The organism is Enterobacter sp. QK-SA4 (assembly GCF_056856775.1).
This window is the reverse complement of the sequence record NZ_JBXFXH010000007.1, coordinates 4,467,901-4,483,829: the sequence shown is the minus strand read 5'-3', so window position 1 is coordinate 4,483,829 and position 15,929 is coordinate 4,467,901. Positions and strand designations below refer to the sequence as shown.

The following is a 15,929-nucleotide window of genomic DNA, read 5'->3' as shown; positions in this document are numbered from 1 at the left end:
TTTGCCTGGCGGCTTTAGCGCGGTGGTCCCACCTGACCCCATGCCGAACTCAGAAGTGAAACGCCGTAGCGCCGATGGTAGTGTGGGGTCTCCCCATGTGAGAGTAGGGAACTGCCAGGCATCAATTAGAAGAACCCCGTACCGTAAGGTGCGGGGTTTTTTGCTTTGTGCGTCAGAAATCATGCCGAGTGGCTTTGTAGGCCCGGTAAGCGCAGCGCCATCGGGCAAGTCAAACCGCACCATCCCCTCCTTGAAACTTTCTCACCTTCTGCTTGCGGACTCGACATTCAAACCATTTCTGGGTATCGTTAGCTGTCTGGATGTCTAAACGTTTATACGTATGCTGTGAGGATATTAAGTTATGCCGATTCGGGTGCAGGACGAGCTACCAGCCGTCAATTTCTTGCGTGAAGAAAACGTCTTCGTCATGACGGCTTCGCGTGCGACAGGTCAGGAAATTCGCCCGCTGAAGGTGCTTATTCTCAATCTGATGCCAAAAAAGATCGAAACAGAAAACCAGTTCCTGCGTCTTCTGTCGAACTCCCCTCTGCAGGTTGATATTCAGCTGCTGCGAATCGATGCCCGTGAGTCACGTAACACGCCTTCTGAGCATCTGAACAACTTCTACTGTAACTTCGATGATATTCAGGGGGAAAACTTCGACGGACTGATCGTGACCGGCGCGCCGCTCGGTCTGGTGGAATTTAACGATGTCGCTTACTGGCCGCAGATCAAACAGGTTCTGGAGTGGGCAAAAGATCACGTTACCTCCACATTGTTTGTCTGTTGGGCGGTACAAGCCGCGCTGAATATTCTTTATGGCATCCCCAAGCAAACCCGTACTGAAAAGCTCTCCGGCGTATACGAACATCACATTCTTCAACCGCATGCGTTGCTGACGCGCGGTTTCGATGACTCCTTCCTGGCCCCGCATTCTCGCTACGCCGATTTCCCTGCCCAGCTGATTCGTGATTACACCGATCTGGAGATCCTGGCCGAAACGGAAGATGGAGATGCTTATCTGTTTGCCAGCAAGGATAAACGCATTGCATTCGTGACCGGGCATCCTGAGTACGATCCGCATACCCTTGCGTCAGAGTATTTCCGTGATGTCGAAGCGGGTCTAAATCCGGATGTACCGTACAACTATTTCCCGAAAGACGACCCGCAAAACAAACCGAGAGCAACCTGGCGCAGCCATGGAAATTTGCTTTTCACTAACTGGCTCAACTATTACGTCTACCAGATAACACCATACGATCTGCGTCACATGAATCCGACGCTGGAGTAATCTTCTACGCTAAACGATCCTAAAGCGTTTCAGCTATTCAAATCAGGCACCTTCGGGTGCCTTTTTTATTTCCGAAATGTCACTCACCGTTCAATTAAACTTTAATCTCAATAAAATCAATCAATTAATTGCAATTAGTAATTAAAATGGAAATTGTTTTTGATTTTAGAAAAAATATAGATAGTCTTAATTCTGCTGAGCGAAAACTACCCAACGATCTTTCGTTCGCATCGGGGGCGTGATTTTGGATCTTTGATGAGGAGCAGAGTAATGACTCAACAGGCAACGACGGTCGATGAACTGGCCTTTACCCAGCCGTATGGCGAACAGGAACAGCAGGTTTTGACGGCGGAAGCGGTAGAATTTCTGACTGAACTGGTGACTCGCTTTACGCCGCAGCGTAATAAGCTGCTGGCGGCACGCATTCATCAGCAGCAGGAAATTGACGATGGCAAGTTGCCTGGCTTCATTTCGGAAACCGCTTCCATTCGTCGCGGTGAGTGGAAAATCCGCGGCATCCCTGAAGATTTACAGGATCGTCGCGTTGAGATCACCGGTCCGGTAGAGCGCAAAATGGTGATCAACGCCATGAACGCCAACGTTAAAGTCTTTATGGCCGATTTTGAAGACTCACTGGCGCCTGACTGGCGTAAGGTCATCGAGGGGCAGATCAACCTGCGCGACGCCGTGAACGGCACCATCAGCTATACCAACGAAGCCGGCAAAATTTACCAGCTCAAACCGAACCCGGCGGTGCTGATCTGTCGCGTACGCGGCCTGCACCTGCCTGAAAAACATGTCATCTGGCGTGGGGAAGCCATTCCGGGCAGCCTGTTTGATTTCGCGCTTTATTTCTTCCATAACTACAAGAATCTGCTGGCAAAAGGCAGCGGCCCTTATTTCTATCTGCCAAAAACGCAGGCCTGGCAAGAAGCGGCCTGGTGGAGCGAGGTCTTCAGCTACGCGGAAGATCGTTTCAACCTGCCGCGCGGTACCATCAAGGCCACCCTGCTGATTGAAACGCTGCCTGCCGTGTTCCAGATGAATGAAATTCTGCACGCCCTGCGCGACCATATTGTCGGCCTGAACTGCGGACGCTGGGACTATATTTTCAGCTACATCAAAACCCTGAAAAACTATCCCGATCGCGTACTGCCGGATCGCCAGGTTGTGACCATGGATAAACCGTTCCTGAGCGCCTACTCGCGTCTGCTGATCAAAACCTGCCACAAGCGCGGCGCCTTTGCGATGGGCGGCATGGCGGCTTTTATCCCGAGCAAAGACGCAGAGCGGAACAATCAGGTGCTCAACAAGGTGAAGGCCGATAAAGAGCTTGAAGCCCGTAACGGTCACGACGGCACGTGGATTGCCCATCCTGGCCTTGCCGATACGGCGATGGAGGTCTTCAACCGCGTTCTCGGCGACAATAAAAATCAGCTGTTCGTCACGCGTGAAGACGATGCCCCAACGGCTGAAGAACAGCTGCTGGCACCGTGCGCGGGAGAGCGTACGGAAGAGGGCATGCGTGCCAATATCCGCGTCGCGGTCCAGTACATCGAAGCGTGGATCTCTGGCAACGGCTGCGTACCTATCTACGGCCTGATGGAAGATGCCGCGACGGCGGAGATCTCACGTACCTCCATCTGGCAGTGGATCCACCATCAAAAAACGCTCAGCAACGGCAAGCCGGTGACCAAATCTCTGTTCCGCCAGATGCTGGTCGAAGAGATGCGGGTGATCCAGGACGAGCTGGGCGAACACCGCTTCAGCAGCGGACGTTTTGACGACGCTGCGCGCCTGATGGAGCAAATCACCACATCAGATGACTTAATCGACTTCCTGACCCTGCCGGGCTACCGCTTCCTGGCGTAACTCACCACATAACAATATGGAGCATCTGCACATGAAAACCCGTACCCAACAAATCGAAGAGTTAAAGAAAGAGTGGACACAACCTCGCTGGGAAGGCATCCGCCGTCCTTACAGCGCGGAGGAAGTGGTGAAATTACGCGGCTCGGTCAATCCGGAATGCACGCTGGCACAGAACGGTGCGGCGAAAATGTGGAAGCTGCTGCACGGTGGCTCTAAAAAGGGCTACATCAACAGCCTCGGCGCGCTGACCGGCGGTCAGGCGCTGCAGCAGGCGAAGGCCGGTATTGAAGCTATCTATCTTTCCGGCTGGCAGGTCGCGGCGGACGCCAACCTGGCGTCCAGCATGTACCCGGATCAGTCGCTCTATCCGGCTAACTCCGTGCCGTCGGTGGTGGATCGGATCAACAACACCTTCCGCCGTGCGGATCAGATCCAGTGGGCTGCCGGTATCGAACCTGGCGATCCGCGCTTTACTGACTACTTTCTGCCGATCGTCGCGGATGCGGAAGCAGGCTTCGGCGGCGTGCTGAATGCCTTCGAGCTGATGAAATCGATGATTGAGGCCGGTGCAGCGGCCGTTCACTTTGAAGATCAGCTGGCATCAGTGAAGAAATGCGGACACATGGGCGGTAAGGTGCTGGTTCCGACTCAGGAAGCGATTCAGAAGCTGGTTGCCGCGCGTCTGGCTGCTGACGTGCTCGGCGTGCCGACGCTGGTGATTGCCCGTACCGATGCGGACGCGGCGGACCTGATCACCTCTGACTGCGACCCGTACGACAGCGAATTCATCACCGGCGAACGTACCAGCGAAGGCTTCTACCGCACCCATGCCGGCATTGAACAGGCGATCAGCCGCGGCCTGGCGTATGCGCCTTACGCGGACCTGGTTTGGTGTGAAACCTCCACGCCGGATCTGGCGCTGGCAAAACGCTTTGCCGACGCCATCCACGCGAAATACCCGGGCAAGCTGCTGGCCTACAACTGCTCGCCGTCCTTCAACTGGCAGAAAAAGCTGGATGACAAAACCATCGCCAGCTTCCAGCAGCAGCTGTCCGACATGGGCTACAAATACCAGTTCATTACCCTGGCCGGTATCCACAGCATGTGGTTCAACATGTTCGACCTGGCGCACGCCTATGCGCAGGGTGAGGGCATGAAACACTACGTTGAGAAGGTGCAGCAGCCGGAGTTTGCGGCGGGCAAAGACGGTTACACCTTCGTGTCTCACCAGCAGGAGGTGGGGACCGGCTACTTTGACAATGTGACCACGATTATTCAGGGCGGCACCTCCTCCGTCACTGCCTTAACGGGTTCAACAGAAGAAGCACAGTTCTAATCTTTTCCCCCTCTCCCCTCCCGGGGAGAGGGTTGGGGTGAGGGGGAATATATGTCGCGTGGCCTGGAATTGCTGATCGCCCAAACTATTTTGCAGGGCTTCGATGCCCAGTATGGTCGTTTTCTGGAAGTGACCTCCGGCGCGCAGCAGCGCTTCGAACATGCAGACTGGCATGCAGTTCAGCAGGCCATGAAGCAGCGTATCCATCTCTACGATCACCACGTGGGTCTGGTGGTGGAGCAGCTGCGCTGTATTACCGACGGTAAAAGCCCGGACGCGGAATTTTTACTGCGCGTGAAGGAGCACTACACCCATCTGTTACCCGATTACCCGCGCTTCGAGATTGCGGAGAGCTTTTTCAACTCCGTCTATTGCCGGTTATTTGACCACCGCTCACTATCTCCTGAGCGGTTATTTATCTTCAGCTCCCAGCCCGAGCGACGCTTTCGAACCATTCCCCGTCCGCTGGCGAAAGATTTCTTTCCCGATCGCGGATGGGAAAAACTCCTGCACCGCGTGCTAACGGATCTGCCGCTGCGCCTGCCCTGGGAGAATAAAGCCCGGGATATCGGTTATATCCACGCGCATCTCAACGAAACCTTCGGCGCGGAGGTGCTTAGCCATAGTCATTTGCAGGTGGCCAACGAGCTTTTCTACCGCAATAAAGCCGCCTGGCTGGTCGGCAAACTGGTTACGCCGACCGCCATTGTGCCTTTTCTGCTGCCCATTCACCGTACCGACGATGGGGAACTGTTTGTCGATACCTGCCTGACCACCGGCGCCGAGGCCAGCATCGTGTTTGGCTTCGCCCGCTCCTATTTCATGGTGTACGCCCCGCTGCCTGCCGCGCTGGTGGAGTGGCTGCGAGAGATCCTGCCGGGCAAAACCACCGCCGAGCTGTATATGGCCATTGGCTGCCAGAAGCACGCCAAAACGGAAAGCTACCGGGAGTACCTGCGCTATGTCACCACGGCCGATGAGCAGTTTATCGAAGCGCCCGGCATTCGCGGCATGGTGATGCTGGTCTTTACGCTGCCGGGTTTTGACCGGGTATTTAAGGTGATTAAAGACAGATTCGCGCCGCAGAAAGAGATGACCGCAGCGCACGTTCGCGCCTGCTATCAGCTGGTCAAAGAGCACGATCGCGTCGGGCGCATGGCGGATACTCAGGAATTCGAAAACTTTGTGCTGGATAAACAGCAGATCGACCCGGCGCTCATGGCGCTGTTAATGCAGGAAGCGCCCGCGAAAATCACCGATCTGGGTGACAAAATCGTGATTAGCCATCTCTACATTGAGCGCCGCATGGTACCGCTGAATATCTGGCTTGAGCAGTCCGAAGGTCAGGCGCTGCGGGATGCCATTGAAGAATACGGCAACGCGATTCGCCAGCTTGCCGCCGCCAATATTTTCCCGGGCGACATGCTGTTTAAAAACTTCGGCGTCACCCGTCACGGGCGCGTGGTGTTTTACGATTATGACGAAATTTGCTACATGACCGAAGTGAATTTCCGCGATATACCACAGCCCCGCTACCCGGAAGATGAGCTTTCCGGTGAGCCGTGGTACAGCGTCTCGCCGGGCGATGTGTTTCCGGAGGAGTTTCGCCACTGGCTGTGCGCCGACCCGCGCATCGGGCCGCTATTCGAAGAAATGCATGAGGATCTGTTCCGCGCCAGCTACTGGCGCGGACTGCAAACGCGGATCAAAAACGGGCATGTCGAAGATGTGTACGCTTACCGCCGCAAGCAGCGGTTTTGCATTAGGTTTGCACCCTCTCTCGCAGGATGAGGACATCATGTTTGCACCCTCTCTCGCAGGGTGAGGGCATCATGTTTTCTCCCTCTCCCTATGGGAGAGGGCCGGGGTGAGGGCATCAGGCCACAGTGTAACCCCATCGCCCGGTGGTGCTGCGCTTACCGGGCCTACGGTTCGAATGTTCGCCGGAACCCAACTTAGCGAATCCCACCATACGCCAGCGTCACCTCTTTCGCCGCCTTTATCACCAGCGCACCCAGCTCGGTCACGCGGTCGTCGGTCATCCGCGAAATCGGCCCGGAGATGGAGATGGCGGCAAACGGCTCGCGGTGCTCGTCGAAAATACAGGCCGCCAGGCAGCGCAGGCCCAGGGCATGTTCTTCATCATCAAACGAATAGCCGCGCTTGCGGGTCAGGGCCAGATCTTCTTTCAGATGCACGGGCGATACCAGCGTGGCGTGGGTATAGGCGTGTAAACCTTTACGGTGCAGCAGCCCCGTCACCTGCTCTTCGCTCAGCTGCGACAGAAACGCTTTCCCCGCCCCGGAGGCGTGCATCGGCAGCTTGCCGCCAATCGGTGCGGACATACGCATCAGCTGCGTGCACTGCACCTGGTCGATGATAATCGCCTGATGGTCGCTTTGGTCCAGCACCGCGAGGTTGACCGTCTCGCCGGACTCCTCCATCAGCTTGCGCAGAATCGGGTGCACAATCGCCAGCAGGTTGCGGCTCTGCAGGAAGCTGCTGCCGACGATAAACGCGTGCGCGCCCACCGCCCAGTGCCCCAGCTCGCCGACCTGGCGGACAAAGCCCAGCTGCTGCATGGTGGTCAGCAGGCGATGCGTCGTGGAGTTCGGCAGGCCAGCCTGCTGGGCCAGCTCCGTCAGGGCCACGCTGCCGTGCGACTCGGCTATCCACTCCAGCAGCTTCAAACCGCGCGTGAGCGATTGAACCTGTCCGCCCTGTTGTGCGGCGGCGGTGGTGGCAGCAGGTTTTCTGCCGCGTTTAGCGGGAACGGTCGCGACCATGACGATCTCCTTTTTCTGTATCGTGGAAATCATTTTCGTTTTATTTGGTGAATTTGCAACCGTTATCCTGACTGATCGGAGGAGTGATGGTGAACATGTCTCATGTTACCGCTGTGCGGCTTTTCCACCCTGCGAGATTGTGCCAGTATGGAACGCAGCCTTTTGGCCTTGTTGAGCGTTGTTGGGAGCAAGTGTGAGCAGCAAAGTAGAGCAACTGCGTGCGCAGTTAAATGAACGAATTCTGGTGCTGGACGGCGGCATGGGCACCATGATCCAGGGGTATCGTCTGAGTGAAGACGATTTCCGCGGCGAGCGCTTTGCCGACTGGCCCTGCGACCTGAAAGGGAACAACGATCTGCTGGTGCTCAGCAAGCCGTCCGTCATTAAGGATATCCACAACGCCTACTTCGAAGCGGGTGCGGATATCGTTGAGACCAACACCTTTAACTCGACAACCATCGCCATGGCGGATTACCAGATGGAATCCCTGTCGGCGGAAATCAACCTGGAAGCCGCGAAGCTGGCGCGCGCCTGCGCCGACGAGTGGACGGCACGCACGCCGGACAAGCCTCGGTACGTTGCCGGGGTGCTAGGCCCGACGAACCGAACCGCGTCGATTTCACCGGACGTCAACGACCCGGCGTTTCGTAATATCACCTTCGATCAGCTCGTTGCGGCCTACCGTGAATCGACCAAAGCGCTGGTGGAAGGCGGTTCCGATCTGATCCTGATAGAAACCGTATTCGACACCCTTAACGCCAAAGCCGCGATTTACGCGGTGAAAGAGGAGTTTGAGGCGCTGGGCGTTGACCTGCCGATCATGATTTCCGGCACCATCACCGACGCCTCCGGCCGTACCCTGTCCGGTCAGACAACCGAAGCGTTTTATAACTCCCTGCGTCACGCCGAAGCACTCTCCTTTGGCCTGAACTGCGCGCTGGGGCCGGATGAACTGCGCCAGTACGTACAGGAGCTTTCCCGTATCGCGGAATGCTACGTCACCGCCCACCCGAACGCCGGTCTGCCGAACGCGTTCGGTGAATACGATCTCGATGCCGACACCATGGCGGCGCAAATCCGCGAGTGGGCCGAGTCTGGCTTCCTGAACATCGTCGGTGGCTGCTGCGGCACCACGCCGGAGCACATCGCGGCCATGAGCAACGCCGTCGCCGGACTGCCGCCGCGCAAGCTGCCCGAGCTTCCGGTTGCCTGTCGTCTGTCCGGCCTTGAGCCGTTGACCATCGGCGACGACAGCCTGTTTGTGAACGTGGGTGAGCGTACTAACGTCACAGGTTCTGCAAAGTTCAAGCGCCTGATCAAAGAAGAGAAATACAGCGAAGCGCTGGACGTTGCCCGCCAGCAGGTGGAAAGCGGCGCGCAGATTATCGATATCAACATGGACGAGGGGATGCTCGACGCCGAAGCGGCGATGGTGCGTTTCCTCAACCTGATCGCCGGTGAGCCGGACATCGCCCGCGTGCCGATCATGATTGACTCCTCCAAGTGGGAGGTCATCGAAAAAGGGCTGAAGTGCATTCAGGGTAAAGGCATCGTCAACTCTATCTCGATGAAAGAGGGCGTTGATATCTTTATCCACCACGCGAAGATGGTCCGCCGCTACGGTGCCGCCGTGGTGGTGATGGCCTTTGACGAGGTGGGCCAGGCGGATACCCGCGAGCGTAAAATTGAGATATGCCGCCGCGCGTACAAGATTTTGACCGAAGAGGTGGGCTTCCCGCCGGAAGACATTATCTTTGACCCGAATATCTTCGCCGTCGCGACCGGGATTGAAGAGCACAACAACTATGCCCAGGACTTTATCGGGGCATGTGAAGACATCAAGCGCGAGCTGCCGCACGCGCTGATCTCCGGCGGCGTGTCGAACGTGTCGTTCTCGTTCCGCGGTAACGACCCGGTGCGCGAAGCGATCCACGCCGTGTTCCTCTACTACGCCATCCGCAACGGCATGGACATGGGGATCGTTAACGCCGGCCAGCTGGCGATTTACGACGATCTCCCTGCCGAGCTGCGCGACGCCGTAGAGGACGTGATCCTTAACCGCCGCGACGACGCCACCGAGCGCATGCTGGACCTGGCGGAGAAATATCGCGGCAGCAAATCGGATGAGGCGGCAAACGTTCAGCAGGCCGAGTGGCGTTCCTGGGACGTGAAAAAGCGTCTGGAATACTCGCTGGTCAAAGGCATCACCGAATTTATCGAGCTCGATACCGAAGAGGCGCGCCAGCAGGCAGACCGCCCGATTGAGGTGATCGAAGGCCCGCTGATGGACGGCATGAACGTGGTCGGCGATCTGTTCGGTGAGGGCAAAATGTTCCTGCCGCAGGTGGTGAAATCCGCCCGCGTGATGAAGCAGGCGGTAGCGTATCTTGAGCCCTACATCGAAGCCAGCAAAGAGAAAGGTTCCAGCAACGGCAAGATGGTTATCGCCACCGTGAAGGGCGACGTGCACGACATCGGCAAGAACATCGTCGGCGTAGTGCTGCAGTGTAATAACTACGAAATTATCGACCTCGGCGTGATGGTCCCGGCGGACAAAATCCTCAAGACCGCGCGCGAAGTGAACGCCGACCTGATTGGCCTCTCCGGCCTGATTACGCCGTCGCTCGACGAAATGGTCAACGTGGCAAAAGAGATGGAGCGGCAGGGCTTCACCATTCCGCTATTGATTGGCGGGGCGACCACCTCAAAAGCGCACACGGCGGTGAAAATCGAGCAGAACTACAGTGGCCCGACGGTGTACGTGCAGAACGCCTCGCGCACGGTGGGCGTAGTCTCCGCGCTGCTCTCCGACACCCAGCGCGACGATTTTGTGGCGCGCACCCGCAAAGAGTACGAAACCGTTCGCATCCAGCACGGCCGTAAGAAGCCGCGCACACCGCCTGTTTCGCTTCAGGCGGCGCGCGACAACGATCTGGCCTTCGACTGGTCCAGCTATACGCCACCGGTGGCACATCGTCTGGGCGTGCAGGACGTGACGGCCAGCATCGAGACGCTGCGCAACTACATTGACTGGACGCCGTTCTTTATGACCTGGTCGCTGGCGGGCAAATATCCGCGCATCCTGGAAGATGAGGTGGTCGGCGAGGAGGCGAAGCGCCTGTTTAAAGATGCCAACGACATGCTCGACACGCTGAGCGCAGAGAAAACCCTCAACCCGCGCGGCGTGGTGGGCCTGTTCCCGGCGAACCGCGTGGGCGACGACATCGAAATTTATCGCGATGAAACCCGCACCCACGTGCTGGCGGTCAGCCGCCATCTGCGCCAGCAAACGGAGAAAGTGGGCTTTGCCAACTACTGCCTGGCCGATTTCGTCGCGCCGAAGCTGAGTGGTAAAGCCGACTATATCGGCGCCTTTGCGGTGACCGGCGGTCTGGAAGAAGACGCGCTGGCGGACGCGTTCGAAGCGCAGCACGATGATTACAATAAAATCATGGTGAAAGCGATTGCCGACCGCCTGGCAGAAGCCTTTGCCGAGTATCTCCACGAGCGCGTGCGTAAGGTGCACTGGGGCTACGCGGCGAATGAAAACCTCAGCAATGAGGATCTGATCCGCGAAAACTACCAGGGGATTCGCCCGGCGCCGGGCTATCCGGCCTGTCCGGAGCACACCGAAAAAGGCACTATCTGGAAACTGCTGGATGTGGAAGCCCATACCGGCATGAAGCTCACCGAGTCGTTCGCCATGTGGCCAGGCGCGTCCGTCTCAGGCTGGTACTTCAGCCATCCGGACAGCAAGTACTTTGCCGTGGCGCAGCTGCAGCGGGATCAGATTGAAGATTACGCCCTGCGCAAAGGGATGAGCATGTCTGAAGTGGAGCGCTGGCTGGCGCCAAATCTCGGCTACGACGCCGACTAAAATCACTTTTCCTTACAACAAACAGGGCGCTCATTGGGCGCCCTGTCTCTTTCTTACGTTTAAACCCTTATACTGGAAGAAGGTTCTTATCTTTTGCCCGGTGGCGCTGCGCTTACCGGACCTGCGCGTAGGCCGGATAAGGCGTAGCCGCCATCCGGCAAGACAATGCGCAACAAACCTCAGGAAAACACATAACGATAAGGAGGAAAAACTTCCGTGCTGACGTTGTTACACCTGCTCTCTGCAGTCGCACTGCTCGTATGGGGCACCCATATCGTCCGTACCGGCGTGATGCGCGTATTTGGCGCGCGCTTACGTACCGTTCTCAGCAGCAGCGTTGAGAAGAAGCCGCTCGCCTTCTGCGCGGGCATTGGCGTAACGGCGCTGGTTCAGAGCAGTAACGCCACGACCCTGCTTGTCACCTCCTTTGTGGCGCAGGATCTGGTGGCGCTGGCCCCGGCGCTGGTGATTGTGCTGGGGGCGGATGTAGGTACCGCGCTGATGGCGCGTATCCTGACCTTCGATCTCTCCTGGCTGTCGCCGCTGCTGATTTTTATCGGCGTTATCTTCTTCCTCGGCCGCAAGCAGACGCGCGCCGGACAGCTCGGGCGCGTAGGGATAGGCCTGGGGCTGATCCTACTGGCGCTGGAGCTGATTGTGCAGGCGGTCACGCCAATCACCGAGGCCAACGGCGTGCAGGTCATCTTCGCCTCCCTGACCGGGGACATCATGCTTGACGCGCTGATTGGCGCGGTGTTTGCCATCGTCAGCTACTCCAGCCTGGCGGCGGTTCTTCTGACGGCGACCTTAACCGCCACAGGGGCGATCTCCTTCCCGGTGGCGCTGTGTCTGGTGATCGGGGCCAACCTCGGCTCCGGCCTGCTGGCGATGCTCAATAACAGCGCGGCCAACGCCGCAGCCCGCCGCGTGGCCCTCGGCAGCCTGCTGTTTAAGCTGGTGGGCAGCCTGATTATTCTGCCGTTCGTTCACCCGCTGGCGAACCTGATGGACAACCTACCGCTGCCGAAGGCGGAGCTGGTGATCTATTTCCACGTGTTCTACAACCTGGTGCGCTGCCTGGCGATGGTGCCGTTTGCCGCGCCGATGGCCCGCTTCTGCGAACGCCTCATTCAGGACGAACCGGAGCTGGATGCGCGCCTGAAGCCGAAGCACCTGGATACCTCCGCGCTGGATACCCCTGCGCTGGCGCTGGCGAACGCCGCGCGCGAGACGCTGCGCATGGGCGACGCAATGGAAACCATGCTCGAAGGCCTGCAAAAGGTGATGCGCGGCGAGCCGCGTGAAGAGAAAGAACTGCGCAGACTGGCGGACGATATCAACGTGCTCTATACCGCCATTAAGCTTTACCTGGCGCGTATGCCGCAGGACGAGCTGGCGGAGGAGGAGTCCCGCCGCTGGGCGGAAATTATCGAGATGTCGCTTAACCTAGAGCAGGCCTCGGATATCGTGGAGCGTATGGGCAGCGAGATCGCCGACAAATCCCTTGCCGCGCGTCGTGCGTTTTCAGGTGAAGGCCTGAAGGAGCTGGAAGCGCTGCACGAACAGCTGGTCAGCAACCTCAAGCTGGCGATGCTGGTCTTCTTCTCCAGCGACGTGCCGAGCGCGCGCCGTCTGCGTCGCAACAAGCATCGTTTCCGTATTCTGAACCGCCGCTACTCGCATGCCCACGTTGAGCGTCTGCACCAGCAGAACGTGCAGAGTATCGAGACCAGCTCCCTGCATCTGGGGCTGCTGGGGGATATGAAGCGTCTCAACTCGTTGTTCTGCGCGGTGGCGTACAGTGTGATGGAACAGCCGGATGAAGACGACGAGCGGGATGAGTATTAATCTCCGGAAGCGCCTCGCAAAACCGTTTTGCGGGGCGTGACACCTCATAAAGCGCCATTTACTCTTCAGACCTTACATTTTGAAGGGAATAGAAAATGCTCGTTTATTACGCTACACTTCGCCAATTCATGCGCATTCCGATGGGAGTTCTCATGCGCGCTACTCATGGCATCAAAAAATCAGTCAATGTGTCGTTAGCACCAGAAATCCTTGAAGAGGCGCGTCGGCTTAAACTTAATCTCTCTGCTGTACTCACGGCTGCGCTGCAAGAGCAGTTTCGAGCGCATCAGCGCGCAGAGTGGTTAGCAGAAAATAAAGCTTCTATCGAGGCCATTAACCAGTGGGTTGATGAAAACGGCTCCTTTAGTGATTCTCAGAGATCGTTCTGATGGAGCAATATTTTGCTTATGAGAATGAAGGTAAGGGGAAAACTGCCTATCCCTGGCTAATCAATATGCAGCATCCCGTGGCCAATGTGATGAAGCATGTCCTGGTCGCACCAGCAGTTGAGCTTAGCAACCTGGGAGGCATTCAGCCGCCTGCGAAAGTGTGCCCTGTCGTTGAGATAGCGGGTAAGCCCTGCGTGGTCATGATGCACATGATGGCTGGCATATCGCCAAAAGAGTTAGGTGAGCGTGTTGCCGATCTTACGCAAAACCGGGCTTCATTGCGGGATGCACTCGATTTTTTGATCAACGGCTACTAACACTTTTTTGTCAGCCGCAAGGTAAGGTATATTTCGCCCTTCACAGGAGAAACTATGCTGCCAACTCAATCAACCCGATTAAACAAATACATTAGCGAGAGCGGGATCTGCTCACGTCGCGAGGCTGACCGTTACATTGAACAAGGTAACGTGTTTCTTAACGGCAAACGCGCCACCATCGGCGACCAGGTGGTGCCTGGCGATGTGGTTAAAGTGAATGGTCAGGTCATCGAACCGCGTGATGCTGAAGACCTGGTGTTTATCGCGTTGAACAAACCGGTTGGGATTGTCAGCACCACGGAAGACGGTGAGCGGGACAACATCGTTGATTTCGTGAACCACAGCAGCCGTATCTTCCCGATTGGCCGTCTGGATAAAGACTCTCAGGGGCTGATTTTCCTCACCAACCACGGCGATCTGGTCAACAAAATTCTGCGTGCCGGTAACGACCACGAGAAAGAGTACATTGTGACGGTGAATAAGCCGGTCACGGACGAATTTATTCGCGGCATGGGCGCCGGTGTGCCGATCCTCGGCACCGTCACGAAGAAGTGTAAGGTCAAGAAAGAAGCGCCGTTCGCGTTCCGCATTACGCTAGTTCAGGGCCTGAACCGCCAGATCCGCCGTATGTGCGAGCACTTCGGTTATGAAGTGACGAAGCTGGAACGCACGCGCATCATGAATGTCAGCCTGTCAGGCATCCCGCTGGGCGAGTGGCGCGATTTAACGGATGACGAGCTGATTGAACTCTTCAAGCTTATCGAGAATTCCTCGTCCGAAGCGAAGCCGAAGGCCAAAGCAAAACCGAAAACCCAGGCGATTAAGCGCCCGGTGGTGAAGGCGCCGCAGGCGGAAGATAAGGGGCGAGGCAAGCCGGGTAATGGAAAACGCTTTACCCAGCCGGGACGCAAAAAGAAAGGGCGCTGATTAGCGCCTTCCACGTGTAGACGTTGTGGCCGACCAGGAAAATGTCGCCTCTGCATCGGGTTTATAAGCCTGCTCTTTTTTCAGCTTGCGGGCTTTTTTCGCCGCGGCGTCACGCTGCGCCATCAGCTTATCGATGTACTCTTTTTTCACCTGATTGGTTTCGGCGTTCGTCAGCGTGCGGCCATGTGCGATACGGGCGCGGTCGAGAAGCGTTTTCAGTTCGCGCTGCTCGGCTTCCGTCATGTCTTTCTGGGTCAAACGTGGTGTAGCCATTGCTGAAGCCTCCTGATAGAGAGGCTTCAGTGTAAAGCAAGCCGCGCAAATTAACCCTGCTTCACCGCATCTTTTTTCGTTTGTTCATCAATCGGTTTGCCGGACCAGTAGCCTGCCAGCAGCGAGCCGGAGAGGTTATGCCAGACGGAGAACAGCGCGCCAGGCAGGGCCGCCAGCGGGGAGAAGTAGATTTTACCGAGCGCCGCCGCCAGGCCGGAGTTCTGCATGCCTACCTCGATTGCCAGCGTGCGGCAGGTAGATTCGTCAAAACCGAACAGCTTCCCACCCCAGTAGCCGCCCAGCAGGCCAATCGTGTTATGCAGCACCACGGCGATGATCACCACAAAGCCCACGGAGGCAATGTGCGATGCGGAACCCGCCACCACGGCGCTGATGATCGCCAGAATGCAGACCATCGAAAACGCGGGCAGGTACGGCTCAACGGCCTTCACCACGCGCGGGAAAAGATGGTGAATGACCAGCCCCAGCGCAATCGGGATCACCACAATCTGCAGAATGCTGAGCAGCATGCCCATCACGTCCACCTGAATATGCGCGTCCACGTACAGGCGGGTTAACAGCGGTGTGGCAACGACGCCCACCAGCGTCGAAACGGACGAGATCGTGACGGAGAGCGCCACGTCGCCTTTCGCCAGGTAGATCATGACGTTGGACGCCGTGCCGCTGGCCACGCTGCCCACCAGCACCATCCCGGCCGAGAGATCGGGCGGCATCTTAAAGGCCATCGCCAGCAGCCACGCCGCAAGCGGCATCACCAGGTAGTGCAGGAAGATCCCTGCTGCGACGGGCGCAGGGCGAGACAGCACGCGTTTAAAGTCGTCGATTTTCAGATGCACGCCCATACCGAACATGATCAGCATCAGCAGCGTGGCGACCCACGGACCAATGCCCGTGAACGTAGCGGGGGTGTAATATGCGAGTACGGAGAGCAGCAGCGCCCATAACGGGAACAGTCGCGTAACGACGGATAACATAGTGGATTCCTTGCAGTA

At 57.3% G+C, this 15,929-nt stretch carries 12 protein-coding genes and 1 rRNA gene; 10 read left to right on the top strand and 3 right to left on the bottom strand.

Going from position 1 to position 15,929, the window contains the following annotated elements; genetic code table 11:
- Positions 1–4 precede the first annotated feature (4 nt).
- The 5 genes from rrf (at position 5) to aceK (ending at position 6,290) form a co-directional block, all read left to right on the top strand.
- Positions 5–120 (top strand): 5S ribosomal RNA (gene rrf, locus AC1VYI_RS23195).
- 241 nt (positions 121–361) lie between these two features.
- Positions 362–1,291 (top strand): homoserine O-acetyltransferase MetA, encoded by a 930-nt coding sequence (gene metA, locus AC1VYI_RS23190; RefSeq protein ID WP_134866925.1) that lies wholly within the window; start codon positions 362–364, stop codon positions 1,289–1,291.
- Between the two features lie 270 nt (positions 1,292–1,561).
- Positions 1,562–3,163: a malate synthase A gene (aceB, locus tag AC1VYI_RS23185; RefSeq protein WP_134866924.1), complete on the top strand. Its 1,602-nt coding sequence runs from the start codon at positions 1,562–1,564 to the stop codon at positions 3,161–3,163.
- A gap of 31 nt (positions 3,164–3,194) precedes the next feature.
- Positions 3,195–4,499: an isocitrate lyase gene (gene aceA, locus AC1VYI_RS23180; protein WP_029742132.1), complete on the top strand. Its 1,305-nt coding sequence runs from the start codon at positions 3,195–3,197 to the stop codon at positions 4,497–4,499.
- 51 nt (positions 4,500–4,550) lie between these two features.
- Positions 4,551–6,290 carry a bifunctional isocitrate dehydrogenase kinase/phosphatase gene (gene aceK, locus AC1VYI_RS23175; protein ID WP_045355208.1) on the top strand — a complete coding sequence of 580 codons (1,740 nt, stop codon included), beginning with the start codon at positions 4,551–4,553 and terminating at the stop codon, positions 6,288–6,290.
- 164 nt (positions 6,291–6,454) lie between these two features.
- Here the strand turns inward: aceK and iclR are convergent, their stop codons facing one another.
- On the bottom strand, positions 6,455–7,285 hold the full coding sequence (gene iclR / locus AC1VYI_RS23170; protein WP_038417708.1) for a glyoxylate bypass operon transcriptional repressor IclR: 831 nt from the start codon (positions 7,283–7,285) through the stop codon (positions 6,455–6,457).
- A gap of 193 nt (positions 7,286–7,478) precedes the next feature.
- Here iclR and metH point away from each other — a divergent pair, with 193 nt between their 5' ends.
- From metH to rluF, 5 genes are all read left to right on the top strand, one after another.
- A complete protein-coding gene (gene metH / locus AC1VYI_RS23165) occupies positions 7,479–11,162 on the top strand; it encodes a methionine synthase (RefSeq protein ID WP_226483397.1) in 3,684 nt (1,227 codons plus the stop codon).
- A gap of 216 nt (positions 11,163–11,378) precedes the next feature.
- The gene (locus AC1VYI_RS23160) at positions 11,379–13,010 is read left to right on the top strand and encodes a Na/Pi cotransporter family protein (RefSeq protein WP_134866923.1); all 1,632 of its coding nucleotides are present in this window, start codon (positions 11,379–11,381) and stop codon (positions 13,008–13,010) included.
- Between the two features lie 95 nt (positions 13,011–13,105).
- Positions 13,106–13,399, top strand: a complete 294-nt coding sequence (locus AC1VYI_RS23155) for a type II toxin-antitoxin system CcdA family antitoxin (protein ID WP_032662656.1) — start codon at positions 13,106–13,108, stop codon at positions 13,397–13,399.
- Positions 13,399–13,716 (top strand): CcdB family protein, encoded by a 318-nt coding sequence (locus AC1VYI_RS23150; RefSeq protein WP_023309992.1) that lies wholly within the window; start codon positions 13,399–13,401, stop codon positions 13,714–13,716. The genes AC1VYI_RS23155 and AC1VYI_RS23150 overlap by 1 nt, the downstream gene beginning before the upstream one ends.
- A gap of 54 nt (positions 13,717–13,770) precedes the next feature.
- Positions 13,771–14,643: a 23S rRNA pseudouridine(2604) synthase RluF gene (gene rluF / locus AC1VYI_RS23145; RefSeq protein ID WP_023309993.1), complete on the top strand. Its 873-nt coding sequence runs from the start codon at positions 13,771–13,773 to the stop codon at positions 14,641–14,643.
- On the opposite strand, the gene AC1VYI_RS23140 is transcribed toward rluF, so the two are convergent.
- Together AC1VYI_RS23140 and panS are read right to left on the bottom strand one after the other, a co-directional pair.
- The gene (locus AC1VYI_RS23140) at positions 14,644–14,916 is read right to left on the bottom strand and encodes a YjbD family protein (protein WP_023309994.1); all 273 of its coding nucleotides are present in this window, start codon (positions 14,914–14,916) and stop codon (positions 14,644–14,646) included.
- 50 nt (positions 14,917–14,966) lie between these two features.
- A complete protein-coding gene (gene panS / locus AC1VYI_RS23135; RefSeq protein WP_023309995.1) occupies positions 14,967–15,911 on the bottom strand; it encodes a ketopantoate/pantoate/pantothenate transporter PanS in 945 nt (314 codons plus the stop codon).
- Positions 15,912–15,929: the final 18 nt, after the last annotated feature.